This window comes from Psychrobacter sp. NG254, assembly GCF_015277735.1.
Taxonomy (GTDB): domain Bacteria; phylum Pseudomonadota; class Gammaproteobacteria; order Pseudomonadales; family Moraxellaceae; genus Psychrobacter.
Genome location: NZ_JADHDA010000005.1, coordinates 368,502 through 392,453 on the forward strand (window position 1 = coordinate 368,502; position 23,952 = coordinate 392,453).

At 43.5% G+C, this 23,952-nt stretch carries 18 protein-coding genes and 1 tRNA gene; 11 read left to right on the forward strand and 8 right to left on the reverse strand.

Annotated elements, in window-relative coordinates:
• The first annotated feature begins 33 nt into the window (after positions 1 to 33).
• The 6 genes from IP510_RS10965 to IP510_RS10990 all read left to right on the forward strand — a co-directional run bounded on the left by IP510_RS10965 (position 34) and on the right by IP510_RS10990 (position 6,758).
• A complete protein-coding gene (locus IP510_RS10965) occupies positions 34 to 258 on the forward strand; it encodes a heavy-metal-associated domain-containing protein (protein ID WP_194364874.1) in 225 nt (74 codons plus the stop codon).
• A gap of 103 nt (positions 259 to 361) precedes the next feature.
• The gene (locus tag IP510_RS10970; protein ID WP_194364875.1) at positions 362 to 2,722 is read left to right on the forward strand and encodes a heavy metal translocating P-type ATPase; all 2,361 of its coding nucleotides are present in this window, start codon (positions 362 to 364) and stop codon (positions 2,720 to 2,722) included.
• A 336-nt stretch (positions 2,723 to 3,058) separates the two neighbouring features.
• Positions 3,059 to 4,375 (forward strand): phosphopyruvate hydratase, encoded by a 1,317-nt coding sequence (gene eno, locus IP510_RS10975; protein WP_194364876.1) that lies wholly within the window; start codon positions 3,059 to 3,061, stop codon positions 4,373 to 4,375.
• Positions 4,376 to 4,531: 156 nt separating this feature from the next.
• Positions 4,532 to 4,840 carry an FtsB family cell division protein gene (locus tag IP510_RS10980; RefSeq protein WP_194364877.1) on the forward strand — a complete coding sequence of 103 codons (309 nt, stop codon included), beginning with the start codon at positions 4,532 to 4,534 and terminating at the stop codon, positions 4,838 to 4,840.
• A 121-nt stretch (positions 4,841 to 4,961) separates the two neighbouring features.
• Positions 4,962 to 5,684 (forward strand): 2-C-methyl-D-erythritol 4-phosphate cytidylyltransferase, encoded by a 723-nt coding sequence (ispD, locus tag IP510_RS10985; RefSeq protein WP_194364878.1) that lies wholly within the window; start codon positions 4,962 to 4,964, stop codon positions 5,682 to 5,684.
• 507 nt (positions 5,685 to 6,191) lie between these two features.
• Complete coding sequence (locus IP510_RS10990) at positions 6,192 to 6,758, forward strand: BLUF domain-containing protein (protein ID WP_194364879.1); 567 nt, start codon at positions 6,192 to 6,194, stop codon at positions 6,756 to 6,758.
• A 257-nt stretch (positions 6,759 to 7,015) separates the two neighbouring features.
• Here IP510_RS10990 and IP510_RS10995 read toward each other — a convergent pair.
• From IP510_RS10995 to pyrC, 3 genes are all read right to left on the reverse strand, one after another.
• Positions 7,016 to 7,091 (reverse strand) — tRNA-Glu (locus tag IP510_RS10995).
• A gap of 532 nt (positions 7,092 to 7,623) precedes the next feature.
• Positions 7,624 to 8,286 (reverse strand): ribonuclease T, encoded by a 663-nt coding sequence (rnt, locus tag IP510_RS11000; protein ID WP_194364950.1) that lies wholly within the window; start codon positions 8,284 to 8,286, stop codon positions 7,624 to 7,626.
• A 255-nt stretch (positions 8,287 to 8,541) separates the two neighbouring features.
• A complete protein-coding gene (pyrC, locus tag IP510_RS11005) occupies positions 8,542 to 9,612 on the reverse strand; it encodes a dihydroorotase (protein WP_194364880.1) in 1,071 nt (356 codons plus the stop codon).
• Positions 9,613 to 9,990: 378 nt separating this feature from the next.
• Here pyrC and IP510_RS11010 point away from each other — a divergent pair, with 378 nt between their 5' ends.
• Complete coding sequence (locus IP510_RS11010; RefSeq protein WP_194364881.1) at positions 9,991 to 11,229, forward strand: argininosuccinate synthase; 1,239 nt, start codon at positions 9,991 to 9,993, stop codon at positions 11,227 to 11,229.
• Between the two features lie 169 nt (positions 11,230 to 11,398).
• Here IP510_RS11010 and IP510_RS11015 read toward each other — a convergent pair whose 3' ends face one another.
• Positions 11,399 to 12,652, reverse strand: a complete 1,254-nt coding sequence (locus IP510_RS11015; protein WP_194364882.1) for a hypothetical protein — start codon at positions 12,650 to 12,652, stop codon at positions 11,399 to 11,401.
• Between the two features lie 152 nt (positions 12,653 to 12,804).
• Here IP510_RS11015 and IP510_RS11020 point away from each other — a divergent pair, with 152 nt between their 5' ends.
• The gene (locus IP510_RS11020; protein WP_194364883.1) at positions 12,805 to 13,320 is read left to right on the forward strand and encodes a L,D-transpeptidase; all 516 of its coding nucleotides are present in this window, start codon (positions 12,805 to 12,807) and stop codon (positions 13,318 to 13,320) included.
• A 31-nt stretch (positions 13,321 to 13,351) separates the two neighbouring features.
• On the opposite strand, the gene IP510_RS11025 is transcribed toward IP510_RS11020, so the two are convergent.
• Positions 13,352 to 14,908, reverse strand: coding sequence for a CYTH and CHAD domain-containing protein (locus IP510_RS11025; RefSeq protein ID WP_194364884.1), 1,557 nt, complete (start codon positions 14,906 to 14,908; stop codon positions 13,352 to 13,354).
• A gap of 176 nt (positions 14,909 to 15,084) precedes the next feature.
• Positions 15,085 to 16,674 carry an isocitrate lyase gene (locus IP510_RS11030; RefSeq protein ID WP_194364885.1) on the reverse strand — a complete coding sequence of 530 codons (1,590 nt, stop codon included), beginning with the start codon at positions 16,672 to 16,674 and terminating at the stop codon, positions 15,085 to 15,087.
• Between the two features lie 694 nt (positions 16,675 to 17,368).
• Between IP510_RS11030 and IP510_RS11035 the strand changes: the two genes are divergently transcribed.
• Both IP510_RS11035 and IP510_RS11040 read left to right on the forward strand, forming a co-directional pair.
• Entirely contained in the window at positions 17,369 to 18,358 is a 990-nt protein-coding gene (locus IP510_RS11035; protein ID WP_194364886.1) for a LysR family transcriptional regulator, read from the forward strand.
• Between the two features lie 458 nt (positions 18,359 to 18,816).
• Positions 18,817 to 20,190, forward strand: coding sequence for an NAD-dependent succinate-semialdehyde dehydrogenase (locus IP510_RS11040; protein ID WP_194364887.1), 1,374 nt, complete (start codon positions 18,817 to 18,819; stop codon positions 20,188 to 20,190).
• 157 nt (positions 20,191 to 20,347) lie between these two features.
• Here the strand turns inward: IP510_RS11040 and purN are convergent, their stop codons facing one another.
• Positions 20,348 to 21,034 (reverse strand): phosphoribosylglycinamide formyltransferase, encoded by a 687-nt coding sequence (gene purN, locus IP510_RS11045; RefSeq protein WP_194364888.1) that lies wholly within the window; start codon positions 21,032 to 21,034, stop codon positions 20,348 to 20,350.
• Complete coding sequence (gene purM, locus IP510_RS11050; RefSeq protein WP_194364889.1) at positions 21,034 to 22,083, reverse strand: phosphoribosylformylglycinamidine cyclo-ligase; 1,050 nt, start codon at positions 22,081 to 22,083, stop codon at positions 21,034 to 21,036. The genes purN and purM overlap by 1 nt, the downstream gene beginning before the upstream one ends.
• A gap of 461 nt (positions 22,084 to 22,544) precedes the next feature.
• Here purM and IP510_RS11055 point away from each other — a divergent pair, with 461 nt between their 5' ends.
• Positions 22,545 to 23,651, forward strand: coding sequence for an AI-2E family transporter (locus tag IP510_RS11055; protein WP_194364890.1), 1,107 nt, complete (start codon positions 22,545 to 22,547; stop codon positions 23,649 to 23,651).
• Positions 23,652 to 23,952 lie beyond the last annotated feature (301 nt).

Sequence of the window (23,952 nt, forward strand, 5' to 3'; positions counted from 1 at the left end):
AAACCGTTAACACATAAATATAAGGAGCCTAATATGGCCAATCAAACACAGCTTATTAAAATCGACGGTATGACTTGCGGTGGCTGCATTGCCAGCGTGTATAGCGCAACGGCCGATATCGACGGCTTAGATGATATTAGTATCGAGCTGATAGACAATCAGGCAACGGTAACTTTTGATGATAGCAAAACCGATATCAAGGCAATTGTCTCTGCTATCGAGGATGCTGGTTTTGATGCGACTGTTGTCCAATCATAAGTATGGTTTTTTACTGAAAAAGACCAGCTATCTAGGCTGGTCTTTTTCATGATTGACGTTTTCAACAGACCCTAACCAAACCCTGCCATACCGAGTTTTATTTATGAACAATGCTACCCATACCAAAAATGACGATTCTTACCTTGTTGACACAGATATTGAGTCTAATACACCGCTTACGCCGCAGCATGCACATCTGCAACTCGCTATAAAAGGTATGACATGTCAGGCTTGCGCCTCACGAATCGAGAAGGTGCTTAATAAAAAACCTGCAGTATACGAGGTGAGCGTAAACTTTGCTGGTGAGACCGCCAATGTGGATTATGATCCAGCGCAGACGACACCAGAGCAAGTCACGGAATGGGTAAACAAAACGGGGTTTGTCGCTAATCTACAGGCAGCGGATCGCTTATTCGCACAGGCAAATGAAGACACGGCTACCCAATATCCATGGCGCTTGATTGGCCTATGGCTATGTTTGGTACCTTTCTTGGTTGGTATGGCAGGTATGCTGACAGGTTTTGGTATGGCGTGGATGCCACCCATCTGGATTCAGTTTGTTTTAGCGACGATTGTACAGTTTGGATTGGCGCTACCCTTCTATAAAAGCGCGTGGGCCTCTATCAAAGGTGGGCTTGCCAATATGGACGTACTGGTCGTCATTGGCACCCTGACGATATGGGCATACTCGACCTATCTGTGGCTCACGCATGGTGATGGAACGTTAAACAGTCTGCTGCAAAGCGGTCACGTAGGCGGACATGGTGTGAGTAATAGCCCAGCCGTGTATTTTGAAGCAGGGGTGATGGTTATTGCTTTTGTGCGTACGGGTAAATATCTTGAAGAACGTACCAAGAAACATAGCCTAAACAGTATTGATTTATTGCTGTCATTGACGCCTGATCAAGTCGAGCAGCAGCAGCCAAATGGTGATTTTCATAATGTTGCACTGTCTGATGTGCAAATCGGTGATATTTTGCGTGCTAAGCAAGGTAGCCGAGTAGCCACTGACGGTATGGTTATCGGTGGCAGTGGTTGGTGCGTGGAGAGTCATTTGACGGGGGAGTCAGTCCCACTCAAAAAAGAGCAGGGTGATGAGCTACTGGCAGGGGCATTGGTAGAGAACGGCAGTCTACTCTACCGTGTCAGTGCCAAAGGTAGTGATACAAAGCTTGGTGATATGGTACAAGCGCTGAGCAATGCGCAAGGATCAAAAGCCAATCTGGCGCGTCTTGCTGATCGGGTTACCGCAGTCTTTGTCCCGATTGTGGTTGTCATTGCTTTGGTTACTTTTGGTCTGACATGGTGGCTCACTGGCATGGTTGATACTGCCTTAATGCATGCGGTATCGGTATTGGTCATTGCCTGTCCTTGCGCCCTTGGACTGGCCACGCCGGCGGCTATTATGGCTGGCATGGGTGTCGCTGCGCGTCATGGCGTTTGGTTTAAAGATGCCCAAAGTTTAGAGGCCGCAGGAAACATTGATACGGTGGTACTCGATAAGACAGGTACACTGACCATTGGTAAGCCGACTATCGTCGATCATGTCATGGTGGATAAATCGCTTGCCGTTGATGATGTGCTGCAGATTGCGGCCAGTGTCGAGGCACATGCCAGTCACCCACTAGCCACCGCTTTGGTCAACACTGCCCAAGATCGCCAGTTGTCTCTATTTGACGTGAGCGATATCAGTGTCATCAAAGGTGCAGGTATACAAGCAAAAATAGAAGGGCTTGGACTGATTAAAGTGGGTACGGCAGAATTTGCAAATCTAGTATTACCAAAATTTATGCCAAAAGCATGGCAAATTGCCAGTACCGTTGCGATTAGTATCAACGATGAACCACTAGGGGCTTTTGCTTTAGCGGACGATCTAAAGCCCGATACCTCTCAGGCTATTACAGCGCTACAAGATGCTGGAATTAATGTGATCTTGATGAGTGGTGATAAGCAGTCAGTGGTCAACCATGTGGCAGGGCAGCTAGGGATAGACAAAGCCTATGGCAAGATGAGCCCCCGTGATAAGGCGAGTCAAATAGCCTTATTGCAAACGGCTGGTCACAAAGTAGCGATGGCAGGAGATGGCGTGAATGATGCGCCAGCGATGGCCACTGCGGATGCGAGCTTTGCCATGTTTGAAGCGACAGACGTCGCACAGCATAGTGCGTCAGCTCGCTTAATGGGCGAGTCGCTTATGCACATTGATGCTGCGCAAAAAATTGCTCAAGCAACGCTACGCAATATTAAGCAAAACCTATTTTTTGCTTTTATCTACAACTGTATTGGTATTCCACTTGCTGCGTTTGGGTTTTTGAATCCTATGATTGCCGCTGCTGCTATGGCACTCAGTTCTATTTCAGTCTTGATGAATGCCCTACGATTAACACGGTTTAAGACAAAGGTTGAGCTGAAAAATACAGTCTCGACCTCGCCTATTGATAGCGAGCCTTTGGTCAAAGTGTAGATATCTTGTTTGCCATATGATTCGATAAACCTAAATGAGGCATCTGTCGTGTATATCCCTTGTTTATATCCCTAGCTATGATTGTCTTTATGACTGCAAGTCAGTGTAAGATAAGGGAAGTTTGATAAAATATATGCTATGATGCCACACACTATAGCCAGTCATTGACCAGCCTAATAAACCTTTAATCACTATGTAAGCATCGTCATATGATAGAAAGGCTCACAGGGGTTTTAAGGTCAGGCGCTATATGATATTTTGCTCTATCTTTTTTGTATTCTAGCTGCCGTTATCCATCTCACAAACTTGGCATGACCAAAGGAATTAACAGACATTATGTACGCTGAAGAAACCAACAACGTCACCGCAATTAAAGACATTCGCGCTCGTGAAATTTTAGACTCGCGCGGCAATCCAACCATCGAAGCCGACGTTATCTTAGCTGATGGCACTATCGGACGTGCTGCTGCGCCAAGTGGCGCATCAACAGGCTCACGTGAAGCGCTTGAGCTACGTGATGGCGACAAAGCTCGCTATATGGGTAAAGGCGTCAAAAAAGCCGTCTCTAATGTCAACAGTCAGATTCGTAGCGCCTTGATGGATAGAGACGTGACTGAGCAGCAAGGCATTGATGACGCGATGATTGCGCTAGATGGTACAGAAAACAAAGGAAGCCTTGGTGCTAATGCGATGCTAGCCGTGTCACTGGCTACCGCTAAAGCGGCTGCTAAATCACAGAATCTACCATTGCATCAGTATATTGCTAACTTGCGTAATCAAACGTCATTGACCATGCCTGTACCGATGATGAATATCTTGAACGGCGGTGAGCATGCGGACAATACCGTTGATATCCAAGAGTTCATGATTGAGCCTGTGGGTTTCACTAGCTTCTCAGAAGCACTACGTGCGGGTACCGAGATTTTCCACAGCTTAAAGTCTGTTTTAAAATCACAAGGTCTAAACACAGCCGTTGGTGATGAAGGTGGCTTTGCACCAAACCTACGCAGCAACGAAGAAGCCATAACGGTTATCATGCAAGCGATTGAACAAGTCGGCTATAAAGCTGGTGAAGACATTCATCTTGCGCTCGATTGTGCGGCTAGTGAGTTTTATAAAGATGGCCAATACATCTTGGCAGGCGAAGGCAATAAATCTTTCGATAGCCAAGGATTTTCAGACTACTTAGTTGGACTAGCACGTCAATATCCTATTATCTCTATCGAAGATGGTCTTGATGAGTCAGATTGGGATGGCTGGAAGTATCTGACCGAGCAGATTGGTGATACCGTCCAATTGGTTGGTGATGATCTGTTTGTGACCAACCCTGCTATCTTGCAAGAAGGCATTGATAAGCATATTGCCAATGCGATTTTGATTAAGTTTAACCAAATTGGTACCTTGTCAGAAACCTTAGATGCGATCTATATGGCGAAGAAAAATGGTTATGCAACCATCATCTCGCATCGTTCAGGTGAAACGGAAGACAGCACCATTGCAGATTTGGCAGTGGGCACAGCAGCAGGCCAGATTAAAACAGGCTCATTATGCCGCTCAGACCGTGTTGCCAAGTACAACCAATTGCTACGTATCGAGCAACAAGTACGTGCAAGCTACCGTGGCCGTCAAGAGTTTATTGGCTTACGTGGCTAATAGGCCCGTAGGATTTTTAATGTACAAAGTACGTTGAAAATCCTCAAGTCACAATCACAATCATAATCAAAGCCAGGCACTAGATAAACGTTTATCTAGTGCCTGACTGGCTTAGACTCTTATCTCATTTTCTATGTTGTTTGGCGTTGTCCTCTTATGAAATATTTTAGCCAATTTATACTACTTGCTTTAGCCGTTGCCGTGCTCTTAGGGTTGCAATATCAGTACTGGTTGGGTGAAAATGGACGGTTTGAGCATCATAAATTGACGACTCAAATTGAAGAGCAACAACATTTGAATGACAATCAAGTTGCTGCAAACAAATTACTACGTACAGATGTCCAAGACTTGAAAAATGGTCTAGAAGCGGTAGAAGAGCATGCCCGTCTAGATTTAGGTCTGATCAAGCCAAACGAAACCTTCGTCCAAGTATCTACTGCCCCAACGACACATAGTAGTCAGTAATTTTGATGACATGTATCATTTACGATTACCTATCTTAACGCTATCTAGCACATCTATTTTTTCTCACTCTCATCCCCATACTTAACAATACCATCATGGGTTCAGCCATGAATACGACATTATGAATACAACCCCTACTTTACATGCAATGATTGTGGCAGCTGGTCGCGGCAGTCGTTTTGGTGCGTCTATTGCCAAGCAGTACACGATGCTACAAGGCCAAACGCTACTACAGCATAGCGTGGCAAGACTAGGCACTAGCACCTATATTGATAAATGTCTATTAGTAGTGGCAGCAGATGACAATACTGTGCAAACGCTGAATTTTTCAATGCCTATCCATTGTGCCATTGGCGGAGCAGAGCGTTGGCAATCAGTACAGGCAGGTGTCGAGGCAATTATCCAGGCAGGTGCAGATGATTCAGATCTAGTGCTGATTCACGATGCAGCACGCCCTGTTGTACCTAGCCATGATATCGATACAGTCATTAGAGGAGCGATGTTGGAGCCTTATGGTGCTATCCTAGCAACGCCAGTGGCCGACACGCTGAAAACAGCATACATGCAGTCTATAGATGAGGGCAGTGTCCACTATTATGCTGAGACTACGATTGATCGTAGCATGCTATGGCAAGCACAGACCCCGCAAGTATTTCGCTTAGGTCAGCTAAAAAAAGTGTTAGAGTATGTGTCCAAACATCAACTCACTATTACAGATGAAGCCAGTGCGTTTGAACACTTAAAGTTACCAATAAAACTGGTGACTGGTAGCCGCCAAAATATTAAGCTTACTTATCCTGATGATGCTGATTTATTAGCCGCTATCCTCACTATTCAATCCTGAGTCCTTTTCACAACTTGTAATGTTCTCTCTTATACTCGGTTCATCCTATAATCGATATCGTACATACTTGTCCTGTCATACCGATACTAACGTGTGCTCTCAAGCATTTGCGAGCAAGACATTGCAATGCATTACTGATGCATGAGCATTGCCATCTATGTATATCTTAGCTACAAATAGTTAAATGATCATCAGTGCCTGTTTATGAAAGCGTAAACACGTTCATTGTCAGTAAATTGACAAATAAAAGCCTTTCATCAGTGCACAAAGCCACTGACCAAGAATAGGTTGCTTTGATGACGAAACTAACCTATGATGTAACTAACTTAATACAATTAATATAAAAACTTATAAAATCAATAATATATCAGGCCAGCTAGTTATCTAAAGTTGCCTCGTCTTTATGTTTTTTCTGAAGTGAGTATGATTGTTTTAGCAATATTTATCGACAATGGGAGAGACTAATTGTCAACAATCAATGGTTCAACAAATCCAGTGACAACAAGTATGTATCAGCTTGTATATATAAGCCGAATTACTTCAACTGGTCTGTCAAGCCCTAGTACCCTGAATGATATCTCAGAAGGTGCACTCGAGCGTAACCGAGCCGATGATATTACAGGTATTCTTTGTTACGGCAATGGATACTTTTTGCAGTGTGTGGAAGGATCAGAACAAGCGTTAACCAATCTTAAAAATAGATTGCTGGTCGATGAGCGACACAAAGAGTTAAAGATTCTAGATTTTTCAGAAATTACGGAGCGCCGTTTTGCCAGTTGGTCGTTACGTTCTATTACGCTTGAGCGCTGGATGAACAAAGATTCTGAACTCAAAAAGCTAATGCCATTTAAGCCATATACATGGGAAGCCAATGAATGGCAACAGTTTTTAGATATTTTGCAAAACTACTATGAAGCGCAAAATAAAGCAGGACATACTAATACACCACCTGTCGAATATAGCACGCTAGGCGTCACTTTAAGTAAAGTGGTGGGTCAGCATCAAGCGTTCTTTTTGATTCAAACCGTACTAGGGTTGATGATAGCTGCAACGTTATTATGGTTGATGCTGTAACCAATCAATGGTATCCACAAAAATAAATACAATGATAAGCCGCTAAAAGTACAGATAGTATATTAAAAAGTCAGCATTTATTGCTGGCTTTTTTTGTGGAGTAGATGATATAAATAGCGCAAACACACGCTATCATTATGATTTCAGAACAAACATAAAAAAACCCAATCATAACATATTATGATTGGGTTTTAGGTGGTGCAATTATCAGTCTAATCTCATGCTAAGCAAGAGTGCTAATAAGTGACGCCAAATAGTGGCGTCCCCAGGGGGATTCGAACCCCCGTTACCGCCGTGAAAGGGCAGTGTCCTAGGCCTCTAGACGATGGGGACTAGTACTAACGCTTCAGCTGCTTTCACCTTTATGCTGAAGTGGTGCGTATTCTAATAGCCTCTACGCTTTCTGTCAAGCCTTTTTCTACGTCTTTTTAAAATTAAATATCTTTTTTTGATAGCACGGCGCGGATGCAAGTCATTTCGCTTTAAATGATACCGAATCCACAGAGAAGTACATGCGCTAATGGTCAAAGCAAGCAGCATATAGCCGATGATGGTTCCCCATAACTTAAGTTGTGGATCCATAATAAAGTCCCTCCTATGACGTCTTGATAGTATTGGCTACCAAGGCAGGGTGAGCAACTTAAATCATCTGTAGAATATAACTGCGTGGACCAAAAGGATACTCTACCATTAGGGTTTTTTCATAAGTCAGCTGAATGCATAACACCTAAAGTCTGATAAAATAATGCCATTTACTAGTCATAATACCAATCATATCCTTATTGATTGTTAGATCAAGATGTCAAAGTCATCAAGTATTACAAATAGCACTATTACGTATCATTGGCAACATAGGATATGTGATTTATTTACGATCGACATTATCATCCAATGCTTCTTTATCGTCTTCAGCGTGCATGGCATTGGCCAGCATAGGATAGTGATTGAGAATATAACAGAACAGCTCAGCCGTTTTTTGGGTGTCATACAGTGCTGAGTGAGCATTTTTACCATCAAAATCCAGTCCTGCGGCTTTACAAGCGCGTGCGAGCACCGTCTGGCCAAATGCCAGCGCCGAGAGTGTCACGGTATCAAACACCGAAAAATTGTGAAAAGGATTGTGGCTCTTACTATTGGTTCGTACTACTGCGGCATTCAAAAATGCCAAGTCAAAATGGGCGTTATGCCCAATTAGGACGCATTGACGGCAGTCCTCCTCACGGCGTACTTCTTTTAACCCCTTAAAAATACGGCGCAGTGCGGTCTTTTCGTCTTCAGCAATGGCTTTTCGCATCGGATTGTTGGGGTCGATGCCGGTAAAGGCTAGCGCACTTGGTTCTAGGTTTGCACCTTCAAAAGGTTCAACATGAGCGTTGAATGCCTCACCGGGATAAAACACACCATGCTCATCAAGTAGCACAGGAATACAAGCAATCTCTAGTAACGCATCTGTCTGTGCGTTAAACCCTGCTGTCTCGACATCAACGACGACTGGCAGAAATTTACGAAAACGCTCTTTTAAGCGCATAGGCGCTTGTTCTTCTGCCGCATCGCTTTCAGTAGCAGTATTCGGTACAACGTTGAGGGTTGTCTCTGTGTGGTTCAATGCGTCTTTTTCAGGCAATGTTGCTGTGTTTTGATGGGTCATATCAAGTTCAATCGCTTTTATCAGTCGTGCTGGCATATTAAATGGCAAATAAGCATCCTATGCTGACAGCCATGCCACTTGTCAAAAGGGAGGGGTTGCCATCACAGGATGAGGTTGAATGTTACTAGGTGACTATTACCCTTTAATGGACCAAGGTAACATTTCACCTGCCATTAGTGGCGTCAGTGATGCACCATCGAAATAAGGATAGTCAGTTGGCACTTGCATAGGAGTATTGATGAGAGTAATAGTACTTTCATTGACTGGCAAGCCATAGAACTGGGCACCAAAACGGCTAGCAAAACCCTCTAACTTGTCTATCTTGCCCACACTATCAAAGGCTGTTGCATATAACGGCAAGGCGGTCGCCGCACTATAGCAGCCCGCACAGCCACAAGCGGCTTCTTTTTTATCCGTCGCATGCGGTGCTGAATCCGTACCTAAGAAAAACTTTGGATTGCCACTGGTGGCAACGTCTAATAAGACTTTTTGATGGCTTTCGCGCTTTAAGATAGGCAAACAATAAAAATGTGGTTTGATACCACCAACCAGCAGATGATTGCGGTTAAACATCAAATGCTGCGGCGTGATGGTGGCGGCCACATGGTTGCCTTGAGCCAATACAAAGTCTGCAGCGTCACTGGTGGTGATATGTTCTACGACTATTTTTAGGGTAGGAAATTTTACGATAATTTGTGCCAACACTTCGTCTAAAAAGCGTTTTTCGCGATCAAAGATATCTACGTGGTCTTGCGTCACTTCACCATGTATCAGCAGTGGTAGATTATGCTTCTCTAGTGCTTCAAATACATCGACACAGGCGTTGATATTGGTGACGCCATCTGCCGAGTTGGTGGTTGCGCCAGCAGGATATAGCTTGACGGCTTGCACAAGACCTGACAGCGCCGCCATTTCGATATCTTTGGCGGTAGTGTGGTCAGTTAAGTACAATGTCATACGTGGATCAAAGGCTGACTTGCGCTCAAGGCTCAAATCGCTGTCTGATAAATGCGCCATAATACGGGTGCGATAGGCAAGAGCGTCATCAACGTTCTTGACTGGTGGCACAAGGTTTGGCATGCAAATAACACGGTTAAAGCTGCTCGCTGCATGCGGTACGGTCGTACTCAAAGCTTGATCATCGCGCAGGTGAATGTGCCAATCATCTGGCTGAAGGATAATCAATTCTCTAGTCGAATCAGTCATAGTGTCAAAGCGCTCTATATCGTCAAATAAAGGAAACAAAAGGGGATGGTGTTATGTGACCATCATAACAGATTTGCCCATCTGACTAAATATGTCGCTAAATATCTGTACATAATTGATGGCACACGATATCTCTCATCATGTTCATAGACATCACGGCCTACATGGTTATCAATACCGATGTCACAGGGTTATAAGTTACAGGCTAAATGACAGTGACACAAAATAATTTCGTTCAGAATTTATAGCAAAACCTCAAGCCTTATGGCAGTTAGACTTTTGCCTATAGTAAATATGATGTACACTGAGCAAGTAACTGGCTTTCGATTTGATTTTAGCGCTTTTTTTTATACTACATTCTCATAATAGGAGTTATTCATGGCTCAACTTGATCCAAAAAACATCAATAAAATCGTATTGGCATATTCAGGTGGTCTTGATACCTCAATCATCGCTAAATGGCTCAAAGAGACTTATGATGCTGAAGTGATTACCTTTACGGCTGACATCGGTCAAGGCGAAGAAGTTGAGCCAGCACGAGCCAAAGCACAGGCCATGGGTATCAAGCATATCCATATCGAAGATTTGCGCGAAGAGTTCGCTCGTGATTATGTCTTCCCTATGTTCCGTGCTAATGCTATCTATGAAGGTGAGTACTTACTTGGTACTTCTATCGCCCGTCCATTGATTGCCAAGCGTTTGGTTGAGATTGCAAAAGAACACAACGCCGATGCCATCAGTCATGGCGCGACTGGTAAAGGCAATGACCAAGTTCGTTTTGAGCTGGGTGCGGTTGCATTATCACCAGATGTTGTGACGATTGCGCCTTGGCGTGAGTGGGACCTGTCAAGCCGTGAAAGCTTGATGAAATACGCTGAAGAGCATGACATTGCCATTGATTATGCGGGCAATAAGAAAAAATCTCCATACTCAATGGATGCTAATTTGCTGCATATCTCTTATGAAGGTGGCGTTTTAGAAGATCCGTATGCTGAAGCCGAAGACGATATGTGGCGCTGGTCAGTCAGCCCAGAACAAGCCCCTGATGAAGCACAGTATCTAGAGCTAGAATACGAAAAAGGCGACATCGTTGCTATTGATGGTGAAGTACTTAAGCCTTTTGAGATTATGATCAAGCTGAATGAGATTGGTGGCAAGCACGGTATCGGTCGTTTGGATATCGTTGAAAACCGTTACGTCGGTATGAAGTCACGTGGCTGCTACGAGACACCAGCGGGTACGATTATGCTAAAAGCGCATCGCGGCATTGAGTCGTTAACGCTTGACCGTGAAGCGGCACATCTAAAAGATGAGCTGATGCCACGCTACGCAAAAATCATTTATAACGGTTATTGGTTCAGCCCTGAGCGTATGATGTTACAGGCTTTAATTGACAAGTCACAAGAATACGTCAACGGTACGGTACGTTTAAAACTGTACAAAGGCAGCGTAAGCGTTGTTGGTCGTAAGTCAGATGATTCATTGTTTGATGAAAAAATCGCGACTTTCGAAGATGATGCAGGCGCTTATGATCAAAAAGACGCTGAAGGCTTTATCCGTCTAAATGGTCTACGTTTGGCTATCGAAGCCAGCCGTGGGCGCGATTTGTCTAAGTAATCATTTAAGCGAATCATCGCTAAATAAAACTTAGATTGTATGCACAAAAAAAGAGGCGCTATATTTATAGCACCTCTTTTTTTATGGCTGATTTTTTATGGTTGATAGAGACGTGTCAAAACTATCTTGCTAAAAACCATCATGTCACGTACGAATAGGTCTGTTTTGTTTATTCTACTCTGTTATCAGCGTCATCCACTCTGACGATAGCCACATCTTGTTGTTGACGATCCTCAGTGGTATCTTTATCGAAACTCTCTTGGTTTGCAATGAGGGCGTTATCAAGTTGTTGTGATTGATACTTAAAGGTAGCGAGCGCGCCCAGCACCCCAACGACCAATATGATGATGAGAATCACAGGGTTTTTCCAAAGGGGCGTGGATGCCTCATATTCAATGGGTTTTTCACTGGTTGTCGCTGGCGTATTGTCACTATTACCGCCAATTAACCCCAAACTTACAAGTGGTGGCTTGGGTGGATTGGCAGGTTCAGAGTTGATGCGTAGACGGTTACGGCTAAGATAGATATCAGAGATTTTTGCCAGCTGTAATAACCAGCGTTGATGTGGCAAGGCAATAGCAGGCATCTCTGCGAAGACCAGCATGTCATTGTGACGACCTTGCGGCAAGTTATCAGATGAGCGGCCAATGGCTTTTAGGTAGTTGCCCGTTGCCAATTGCATGTCTTGTGTAGGTTCATAATCTTCAGGTTTGAACCCAGTCAGCTCATACCAGTGAGTATCAAAAATGGGCGGCGTGCTTGAGAGCTGCTCAGTATTTAGTAGCCTGCGCTCTGTGGTATCTTCTGACTCAATGTCCGAATGCTCAGATACTGATTCGGTAGTCGTATCGTTAATGCCATCGCTGTTCTCCCTTTCTGCCTCAGAAGACAAGACAGAATCTGTACCAAAACGTGCTGCGGATAAAAACTGTGGCTGCAGGGCAAACCACTTATTGATCTCATCGCTATCTAATTGACTATATTCTGCCAAAATAGCCAATTCACGAAGCACAATCACGCATAAAGAGGTCAGTAATATTTGAACTTGCTGTGTCGTGGCACTCATTTGGGCGGCGATATGATCGCTCGCTTTGATAACACGGGCACTGTCATTGAATATGGCATCAGCCGCATCATGACGATGATATAGCGTCGCACTAATGGTCGCAAAGTTCATGGAATTGTACTGTCGTAGCTCCTTGACAGCACTACGGCCAAACAGCTTTTTGCTAATGGCTTGCCCCTGATGGCGCTGCTGGTAGGCAAGCAGTGCGCTCACAATCGCCTGTAGACTGGCATCTATTGCTAAGCGTGCTTGCGGTAAGGATAATTGCGCGGCATCCGCCAAAAGAGACAGCATAGGCTGAGTATCATGATATAGAAAGTCATACATCGACACACGTGTCGGTGAAATAGTCGTCATAATCTGCTAGCATCAAAAAGTGTGCCCCTATATTACGGTGCCAAATGCCCTGACACAATCCCTTAATAATAGAAATTTCCAATCATTTTATGGATTGCTTTGATAGTAACCTTATAAATACTTGAATAAATAACTGATAACTGGACACCTATATGACAAATAAGAAGACTCATGATACAGAGCTGGTGATTAATATCGCTGAGCAAACACTAACAATCTATCAGCAGCAGACCGAGGTTGGTCGATATACGATATCTACGGCCAAAAACGGGATAGGGAGCCTACAAGACAGTGGCTGTACGCCGCTAGGCATGCATATCATCGCAGAAAAAATAGGAGGCAGTGAGCCGATGAATGCAGTGTTCATCGGTCGTGTGCCAACAGGTGAGATTTATGATGCGGATCTTGGCGCGTTACATCCTAAGCGTGATTGGATATTGAGCCGTATCCTTTGGCTGAGTGGCCTTGAAGATGGCTCAAATAAAGGATGTAATGATCAAGGTGGCTGTGATACGTATCAGCGTTATATCTATATTCATGGTACGCCAGATACTGAGCCGATGGGTATGCCGCTTTCACATGGCTGTATACGTATGCGCAACGAAGATATCGTGGCACTATACGAGCAAGTAAAAGCAGGCATGCCAGTAACTATCGTTGCCGAATAAACAAAACATTAAAAATAGCTATTAAAAAACATCACCAAAATATTGAGCTGTCTCTGAATTTGGCCAAGTGCTTTGCAGTCGGATCGTAGTCATGCTCCAGTGTGGCTACGAACCAACCAGCACCATATAGCGCTTGAGCATCTGTCGCTGATTTTAACTCATAGCATTGCTGATATCGACTGTCAGCACTGTGTTGCTCCAGTGCTGTTTGTGCTTTTTTCAGGCGTTTTAGCCAGCGTGTGGTTTTTTTCTTGCGTAGTAAGGATGCTGAGAACTCACTGATATAAAGCAAATCTGTTAGGCGATGACTTAACCCATCTTCGGCTTGGTTGTCATTATCGGCTCTATCGTCATCAAGCTCAGCGTCACTGCTTTCATCAGGTTCATTATCGCTCTCAAAACACTTTTCGTACTGTTTAGAGAGAATCTTCTCTAGCTTATCGTGGGCTAGATGATCGGCTTTAGGTTCGATACTAGGATCGCTCATGGCAAAGGCAATCAGCTCTAGTAGAGTAAGCTGAAAGTCATTGGCTCGCACGGCATCAATGGGAGTGACTTTGATAGCATCGATATCTGTGGCCCAGTCAACAGCAGGAGCGCCATAGGTTTGCAGCAGTGGCTCAACGTGTGAGACCACATGAGCAAGCTGACGATAGTCATCAAGCAACACAGCTGTCTGTTGCAGTATCGGTAGCCAGTCTGGATTAATCTCATCAGAAAAATCTGCGAATGCTCTTAGAGCCGCCAGCAAGCGCTTAATACCAGTATGCAATTGCAACACATGCTCGACCTCTGTGCTTCCAGCAACGATAGCGCTGCTATTCGGTAGTATCTGTAGCAGGCAGTTATGTACCGCTGCTCGTACAAAGGCTGGCATGCTACTGTCTTTACTTACTTGTAGTTGACTGAGGTTGGCACTGACGGCTGGACTGTGGTCTCGTCCATTGATTAGTAGGCCGCCACGTTCGGCCTTGGTCACAGTAGATAAGCACAGTTTATAGCGTTTGCACCATGTCTTGGCTGTCAAAAATAAAAAGTCCAAGTCTCCTGAGACCAGCTCAAACTCTATCTCTTGGATAGCTTCTCGCTGAGCATCGTCTGTACCATGGACAATCTCTCCATGATCGTAAGCCACCTCAAGACAGTTATTGATATCGTCATTATCATCCTCTATAAGTGTTCGAGTGGTACGTTGTACATCAGTCACATATAATCGAGTCAACTGCTTGGCCAGTTTTTTGAGCTTAAAATCAGCTAGGGCAGTGGCTATAGAGGTGTCTTTATAAAGGGTAAGATCAGGCATCAGCTCGTTATTATCGAGCATGTCCTGTACTTGCTCATTATCAAGTACCGCATTATGCTCTAAGCGTGCAGCCAAACCATCGCCACCCGCTTTTATCGTTTGCACCCATGTGTCACCTTCTTTGCGAATACGCAGACCGATACCTGCCTGTGCCAGCTGCTGGTCAGGCGTATCGTAATAATGTGCAGCCAGTTGGGTCACTTGTGAAGATTTGACTTGCGCTTGACGCATCAAACCCTTTAATCGCGACTCTGGTACCAAAAACTTCAGCTCTATCTCTTGCATATTAGCTCCTAATAATTCTGACTGATGGCTCTGATCAATAATTGTGATTAACCATTATTAGTCTACCATTCTCTGATTATTTAAACTGCAATAAAAAAGCCGCCCTACATGATGTAGGGCGGCTTTTGGTAATAATGATGTCGTTATTTATAACGAATCAATCATTTGATAAAAGTCTATTTGAACTGATCCATGGTGTTTTTACCGCCACCAGCTTTAAGTGCGTTGTCACCAGAGAAAATCTCTTTGTGATCATCACCAAGGTCAGAACCAGCCATTGCTTGGTGCTTAACACAAGCGATGCCTTCGCGGATTTCTTTACGTTGTACACCAGCTGCATAAGCAAGCATGCCTTCTTCACCGAAGTAGCCTTTAGCAAGCTCATGTACGCTAAGAGCGGTCGTGTGATAAGTAGGTAGCGTGATTAGATGATGGAATACACCTGCTTCACGTGAGGCATCTTTTTGGAAGTTTTTAGCCGCTTCGTCAGCTGCTTTGTCCAAATCAGTACCATCATAGTTAGCACTCATCAAGTCATCTTTATTGTATGCAGAGATGTCTTTGCCTTCGGTTTCCCACTGTGCGATAACTTGCTTACGGAAGTTTAGCGTCCAGTTGAATGATGGGCTGTTGTTGTATACAAGCTTCGCTTTTGGCTGTTGCTCTTTAATACGGTCAACCATCATTTTGATGTGTTCAACGTTTGGCGTTGGTGTTTCAATCCATAGTAGATCTGCGCCGTTTTCTAGAGCCGTTACACAGTCAAGTACAACGCGGTCGATGTTGGTTTCTTCACGGAATTGATATAGACCGTTTTGCAAGCGAACAGGGCGTACTAGTTTGCCGTTGTGCTTAAGTAAGCTGTCGTTTTCGTTGGCGTTTTCTAAAGTAACTTCTTCCATTTCGATGAAGTCGATGTATTTAGAAGCTAAATCACCTGGCTCATTTGATACTGGGATTTTTTGAGTGAGTGATGCGCCTTCAGAGTCAGTACGAGCAACGATGATGCCGTCTTCAACACCTAGCTCTAAGAATGCATAGCGGATGGCGTTTAGCTTAGAGATGAAGTCTTCATGCGGTACAGTTACTTTACCTGCTTGGTGACCACATTGCTTAGCATCAGATACTTGGTTTTCAACCTGAATGGCACAAGCACCAGCTTCAATCATTTGCTTAGTCAATAGGTAAGTGGCTTCTTCGTTACCGAAACCTGCATCGATATCAGCAATGATTGGCACAACATGCGAATCAAAGTTTTCGATTTTAGCTTGGATTTCAGTCGTGTCTTGACCTGCTTCTTCAGCAGCGTTTAGCTCACGGAAGTAATCGTTCAATACTTTAGCATCTGCTTGACGCAAGAATGTGTAGATTTCTTCGATTAGCTTAGGTACTGACGTTTTTTCATGCATTGATTGGTCAGGTAGAGGACCAAACTCAGAGCGCAATGCTGCAACCATCCAGCCTGATAGATAGATATACGTTTTAGCAGTAGTGCCAAAATATTTTTTCTTAGCATACATAGTTTGCTGTGCAACAAAACCATGCCAAGCACCTAGAGACTGTGTGTACTGAGACGTATCGTTATCATAGTCTTCCATGTCTTGACGCATGATTTTTGCTGTATATTTTGCAATATCTAAACCAGTCTTGAAACGGTTTTGAGACATCATACGTGCCGCGTCGACTTCACTGATATTCTGCCAGTTGCCGTGTTTTTGCTTTAATTCACGTACTAGATCGATCGCTGATTTATATGCAGTTGACATCTATAGTCTCCTTGGTGGGGTGTAAAAATAAATTGAATGTTGAGATAATAATTTTATTTTGCTAAAGCATTTTATTAGACTAAAAATCGTTTGTTCATATTTGATATTGGCACTGTCAGTATCTTATATAGCGTAAATGTGAGAGTACATAACCAATCAATCTCTTCTTTACACTAAACAAACTTTGTGACGAATACAACAATATTACTGAACTTGGGAGTTGATAAATAACTGTTAACTCATCTCACTTATGTGTCTTTAAAGCGCTTTAGCATTTAGTAAATAGTGGTGTCATAATTGACCGTAAGAGATGTTACAATGACGATGCCAGCTAGCGGTATTTCATGGCCGATAATACGTCCTAGTCTGCGACCAAATCCTACTGTTAAGTTGAATGTGATCCGCTTATAAAACTCATATTTATCGTCTGCATTACAATCTCTTTATGGGATTTACTATAACTGCCTTACCAAGATTTATCTAATTTATGATAGTTATCTTTGGTATTTCCATAGGTTATAAACTATATATAACAGTACCTTACATCGACTAAGATGAGTTATACTCAGTATATGTTCGAATAAGTTAGACAGGAATTAGTGAAAATAGGCTGTTATTGGTCGTCACTCGTCATAACAACACCGAAAATACCAAGCTTGTCGAGGTATTTACTCAAAGTCCAAGAGAATTACATATGAATTTGCAGCGGGTTGATTTAAATCTATTAGTCCATTTAGATGTGTTGTTACGAGAAAAAAACGTCACTCGTGCAGCCGAGCAGCTTGGTATCACCCAACCTGCTATGAGCAATATTTTGCGCCGTCTGCGCAAGTTGTTTAATGACCCTCTGTTGGTTCGCTCGTCTGAAGGCATGACGCCGACAGAGCGTGCGCTTGAGTTGCAGCCGCGTATTCGTGAGATATTGGCTGACTTGACGCAAGTGCTAGAGCCGCGTACTGAATTTAGACCCTATAGCACCTCGCGTGTATTTCGTATCATGACCTCAGACTATGCAGAAGCGACCCTAGTGCCTAAACTGGTGAAAGCATTACGTTCTGAGGCACCCAATGTTATTCTGGACTTTTTGACGCCATCAGACGTCTCCTATCGTGACATGGAGCAGGGACGAGTCGATCTGGCAATTAACCGCTTTAATGAGATACCACAGAGCTTCCATCAGGTGCTGGTGTGGCGTGATACCTTTACTTGTTTGCTGTCCTCTGATAGCCCTTACGCCAATCGTTTTAATTTAAAAAACTATCTGAAAGCACAGCATGTTTGGGTATCAAAAACAGGTATGGGCGTCGGCTTTGGGGTGAATCCAGAAAAGTCAGGCGGGCTAGGATCTATCGATCAGGCATTGCAGCGCCTGGGACAAAAACGTCAAATCAGTGTCTTTACTCGTCATTATCAGATGCCAGCCATGCTTGCTGCCAACAAGGATTTGGTAGCAACGTTGCCAACCCGTGTGGCAAGAATGCAAGCCAATAACGACAGTATTAGGATGGAAGAGCCACCATTCTTTATTCCTGAGTTTGAGCTGACGATGGCGTGGTCCCCGTTACTGCAACATCATCCAGCCCATCGTTGGTTACGCCAACTGATCATGCATGTGGCTCGTCAAATCGTTGACGAAGAAGAGAACCCACCGCAAGAGATACCTGTCATTAACCATTTGTTTTGATCTGATAAAAATGTCATAAAGCCTCTATGATTATTTATGGGCTACTAAGCTACTATACTATTAGCAACTTCTAGTCATTCTCAACCAGAAAAGCCAACTTAAGCGTTGGTTTTTTTTGGTTTATTAAAACGTCATATAGATGGTGAACTTTGGCAAATGGTTAGCAGTTTTCATTCCATTTAACATTTAACTCTCAGGCTAAGGAAATGCTCTAATATTTAGACATACTTAATCAAACAGTCACACTCTTAACATCTTCAACACACTTCACAATATATTGTAAAACTCTGAGTAAAATATCTTGTTATGATAATCGCAGTTAAACAATGACCCATCGAATATTGAACTGTACAAAAGGTTATTCGATGGAAGCTTATAATTCTATAAAAGCATTATGATATTAACGATACAAACAACAATATTAAATATATATAAAATCAAATAACAAGGACAATAACATGTCGGATATCACTACTATCAACCCAACCACGGGTGAAGAAATCAAAAACTACGATTATATGAGCGTAGACGAAGTTAATAAGATCGTTGATGCCTCACATGAAGCTTTCTTAGCGTGGCGTACTGTTAGCCACGAAGAGCGTGGCCGAGCGATTAAGTCTATCGGTGATAAGCTAATCGAGCATAAAGAAGAGCTGGCTAAGCTGATGACTGAAGAGCGTGGTAAGCTATATAGCCAAAGCTTGCAAGAGATTGATCTGTGTAAAGCAATCTGTGACTATACTGCTGAAAATGGTATCGAAGCACTGGCTGACGATGTACGTGATATTGAAGGCATGAGAAAAGGATTGGTTAGCTATCAGCCTATCGGTATTATTTATGGTATGCAGCCTTGGAACTTCCCAGCATATCAGGTATTCCGTTACACCATCGCCAACTTGATGGCGGGTAACAGTGTCTTGTTAAAGCACGCATCTAACGTGACGGGCTCTGGTTTACTAATTGAAAAAATCTTGCATGAGTCTGAACTGCCAAGTGATCTTTTCCGTACTATTATCATTGGTCATGACCAGTCAGAAGACTTAATCAACAACGATAAAGTACGTGGTGTGACGCTCACAGGTAGCGATAAAGCAGGTGTCATCGTTGGTCAACAAGCGGCAAAAGCCATCAAAAAAGCGGTATTAGAGCTTGGTTCAAACGATGCTTTCATCGTGTTAGAAGATGCTGATTTAGACATAGCAGTAGAGACTTGTGCACAAGCACGCCTAATCAACAACGGCGAAACTTGTGTTGCCGCAAAACGCTTCATTGTAGTGGATAGTGTATATGATGAATTCCGCAAGCGTATTGTTGAGAAGTTTGCAGGTACGAAATCTGGTGATCCTATGGATGACAGCTCAGATATCGGTCCATTGGCTCGTAAAGATCTACAGGAGCAGTTACACGAGCAAGTAGAGCAAAGCGTGGCCAAAGGTGCAACGATTGCAGTCGGCGGTAAAATTCCTGATAGTAAAGGCAGCTTTTATCCAGCTACTATTTTAGAGAACGTTGAGAGAGGTCAACCTGCCTATGATGATGAACTATTTGGTCCTGTGGCTTCGCTCATTCGCGCAAAAGACCAAGACGATGCCTTACGTATCGCTAACGACAGCCGCTATGGTTTAGGCGGTGCAATCTTCTCAAAAGATACAGACAAAGCGGTACGTCTAGCACGTGAAGAGTTTGACACTGGTATGGTCTATATCAATGGTTATGGTCTTGCCAACCCTGCATTGCCATTTGGTGGCGTCAAAAACTCAGGTTATGGCCGCGAACATGGTGGCTTCGGTATCAAAGAGTTCGTCAACATTAAAGCGGTTCATGTTTTTTAATGGCAGTTAATATTGCTGCTAGATATTAATATGGTCGTCAGTAGATGACCATTAAAAAGCCCAGTCACTCGTTATGAGTTGACTGGGCTTTTTAATGTAAAAATGTCATACGTGTTAAAACTAGCTTCGAGCTAATTTATCCTGTTCTATTACTGGTCTAAGCGTTCATAAACAGCTGTAATGGCAAGGCTGGCAACAAACTTGCTTTAACTGTATTGCTAGTATCAAGTGACAATACTTTATTTGCCAATAGCAAAATTGTCCATGGTAGCAACTTATGCTCAAGTTTTTGTACACGTGCTTGTAGGCTATCCGCCGTCTCTGTTTGATTGATCTCTAACAGCGCTTGGGTCAAAACAGCGCCCGCATCGAGCTCAGCAGTGACGACATGAATACTACAACCATGATGACGCTCACCTGCTTGTATCGCTCGCTGATGGGTATCAAGTCCCTTGTAAACAGGCAATAGAGAAGGGTGCAAGTTAATCATGGGCGCTGGCGCATTGTCGATGAACGCGCCACTTAATACACGCATAAACCCAGCCAACACAATGAGATCAGGTTGCCATTCGACAAGCTGTGCATTTGCATGAGTTTCAAAAGTTTTGATACCCATGCGTTTGCCGTTAGCAACGTGTGACAGTACCGCGACTGGAATATTAGCCTCATTGGCACGAGTGATGGCATAAGCGTCATCACGATTGCTGATGACACCTACTATTTCAATCGGTAGTGCGCCAGCTTGCATGGCATCGATCAATACTTGTAGATTACTACCACTACCTGATACCAGAACGGCAATACGTAATGGTTTGATAGGTTGATTTGACGTATCAGATACCATTAACGGTACACCACTGCATCCGCTTCGCGTGTAACCATCTCACCCAACTGCCATGCTTTTTCGCCAGCGTCATTCAATATGTTGATGGCTGCTTCAGCTTTATCTTTAGGCACGACGATGACAAAACCGACGCCGCAGTTAAAGGTGCGGTACATTTCACTCTGCTCGATGTTACCTTGGGTTTGTAGCCAAGTGAATAGCTCTGAGAACTGCCAGCTGGCTGTATCAATGCTTGCTGCTAGCGTTTCAGGTAGTACGCGAGGTAAGTTATCTGTTAAGCCGCCACCAGTGATATGCGACATGGCATGAAGCGCTGAGCTACCAAGGGTGTCTTGTAGCGCTTTGATGGCTTTAACATAAATACGGGTCGGTGCCATTAGTGCGTCTTGGATAGGCTGACCGTCTAGCTGTTCATCGCTAGTCGTCACATCAATACCGCTAACCTCGATGACCTTACGTACCAATGAGTAGCCGTTAGAGTGTGCGCCACTAGAAGCCAATGCGATCAATACATCACCTTCTGCGACATTTTCACCAGTCACCACTTCTGCTTCTTCAACCACACCGACACAAAATCCAGCTAGGTCATAGTCATCGTCTTGATACATACCTGGCATTTCAGCGGTTTCGCCGCCAATAAGGGCACAGTTAGCGAGCTTACAGCCATCGCCAATACCTGTCACGACAGTCGCTGCTACATCGACATCGAGCTTACCCGTTGCATAGTAATCTAAGAAAAATAGTGGCTCTGCACCGCAAACCAACAAATCGTTGACGCACATGGCAACCAAGTCGATGCCGATCGTGTCATGACGATTGAGCTGTAGGGCCAATTTGAGCTTGGTGCCCACGCCATCAGTGCCCGAAACCAATAATGGAGATGTATAACCTGTTGGGATACGGCATAGTGCACCGAAACCGCCCAGTCCACCCACGACTTCAGGACGAGTAGTGGCTTTTGCCACGGACTTGATTCGCTGAACCAAAGCATCGCCTGCATCGATATCAACGCCGGCATCTTTGTAGCTTAAAGAAGGCTTGTTACTCATGGTCATCTCACAAATTTTATAGGGAATGAAGGTCTATCAGTAGAAAAGCTGGTCGGTTGTGTTAATTGCGCACATAGTGGGCGCATTATACCCAAAAACAGACCCTACTCGCAAAGCAACTTACGAATATTTGGCTGATATTTAGTGAAGACTTGCCTTAAGTGGCAAATAAGTTGCTTAGAAACAAAAAATGACGGATTTTTTGTCGTACTCTGCGATAATGAAACGCTAAATTTATCGTTAAATGTTGCCTAAAATAGTTGTTTAAATATTCTTATTCGCTAAGTGTTAATTTAATAAAGCAGGTTATCTACCAAGAAGAGCAATGGATACATTTTAGAGAGCGATGCATTTAATAAATCACTGATGACGATTGTGCTTTATTGTGTGGCAGATTTTTTATCTTGTATTAATTTCAACGCGGTATTTTTCTAAATCAGCTTAATCTAGGACTACTTGTCATGATAAAACAACCAATAGATATCTTTTTCCGGCGTTTATTTATTGTCGTTGCCTTAGTTGTGGCTCTGGTTTTACTGTATTTGATGTTGCCTGTCATCGTGCCATTTGTCGTGGCGTTTATGCTGGCTTATCTATTCAACCCGTTGGTAAAGCGACTGTCAAAATATATCAAGCGTTGGATGGCGATTATCATTGTTTATGCCACCATTACCTTGGGAATGGCGTTGTTACTCTGGTGGTTAGTACCAACATTATGGCATCAGCTACAAGCCGCTTGGGACTATTTGCCCAAGATATTTAATTGGTATAACCAAGTGGTGCGTGATTGGCTTGTCAACAATACCCGTATTCGACTGCCCGAATTAGAATCCAAAGCCTTTTCAGAGACACTCGTTGACTATATGCAGACGAATTATGAGTTTGCTGATGCTAGCACTATGATGAGCCAAATACTGACTTCCAGTATGAATTTCATCAATAACGCAGGTCTCATTGTATTAGTGCCTATTCTGACCTTTTATTTCTTATTTAATTGGGATCAGCGTTTAAAGACATGGAAGATGGCAATACCCACTGCTTACTGCCAACAAGTCATTGAAATAGTCAAAGAGTGTGATTTGGCCTTGATGGCGTTTATCAAAGGTCAGTTTTTGGTGATGGTGTTACTGGGTGCTATCTATGCGATACAGCTGCAGCTCATTGGGTTAGAGCTTGGTCTGATCATTGGTATGGTAGCGGGTATTGCCAGCTTTGTCCCTTACTTAGGTTTTGGTATTGGGTTCATTGCTGCGATCATTGCCTGCTTATTTCAGTTTGGATTGGATTGGACTTACCTGTCGTTGATTGTTGGTGCGTTTTTAGTAGGACAAGCCGCAGAAGGTTATATTCTGCAGCCATTACTACTTGGTGATAAGATTGGCCTATCACCGCTATGGGTGATATTTGCCGTATTGGCAGGGGCCAGTTTATTGGGTTTCGTAGGAATGTTGATCGCGCTGCCGGTGTCCGCTGTGCTGAATGTATTGTTTCGCCATGCATATGCGTACTATCGTACGACTGACTTTTATAAAGGCCGTAAGCAGTTGTTACTGTTTGAAAATAAATAAATGCGCTAACTCCTAACATGCCCAGATAGACAGAGTGTAGATAGGGATAATGCGGTGAGGGAGTAATGATTGACAAGGCTTAGTAGGTAAAAGACTTGTCAGTCATTTTGTAAATATGTTATATATAGGCGCAGTATCAATGGTATGCGCTATTACTGCGACATTTTTACGTATCCTAGTGACATCTTTGCTCATGCAGGTTTTAAAAAAAATATGGCTGCCATGTCCCTCATTTTAAGCTTCAGAATCTAAATGATGACATGTCCTTAAGTTGCACCAGATTTTATGCCCAGTAATACTG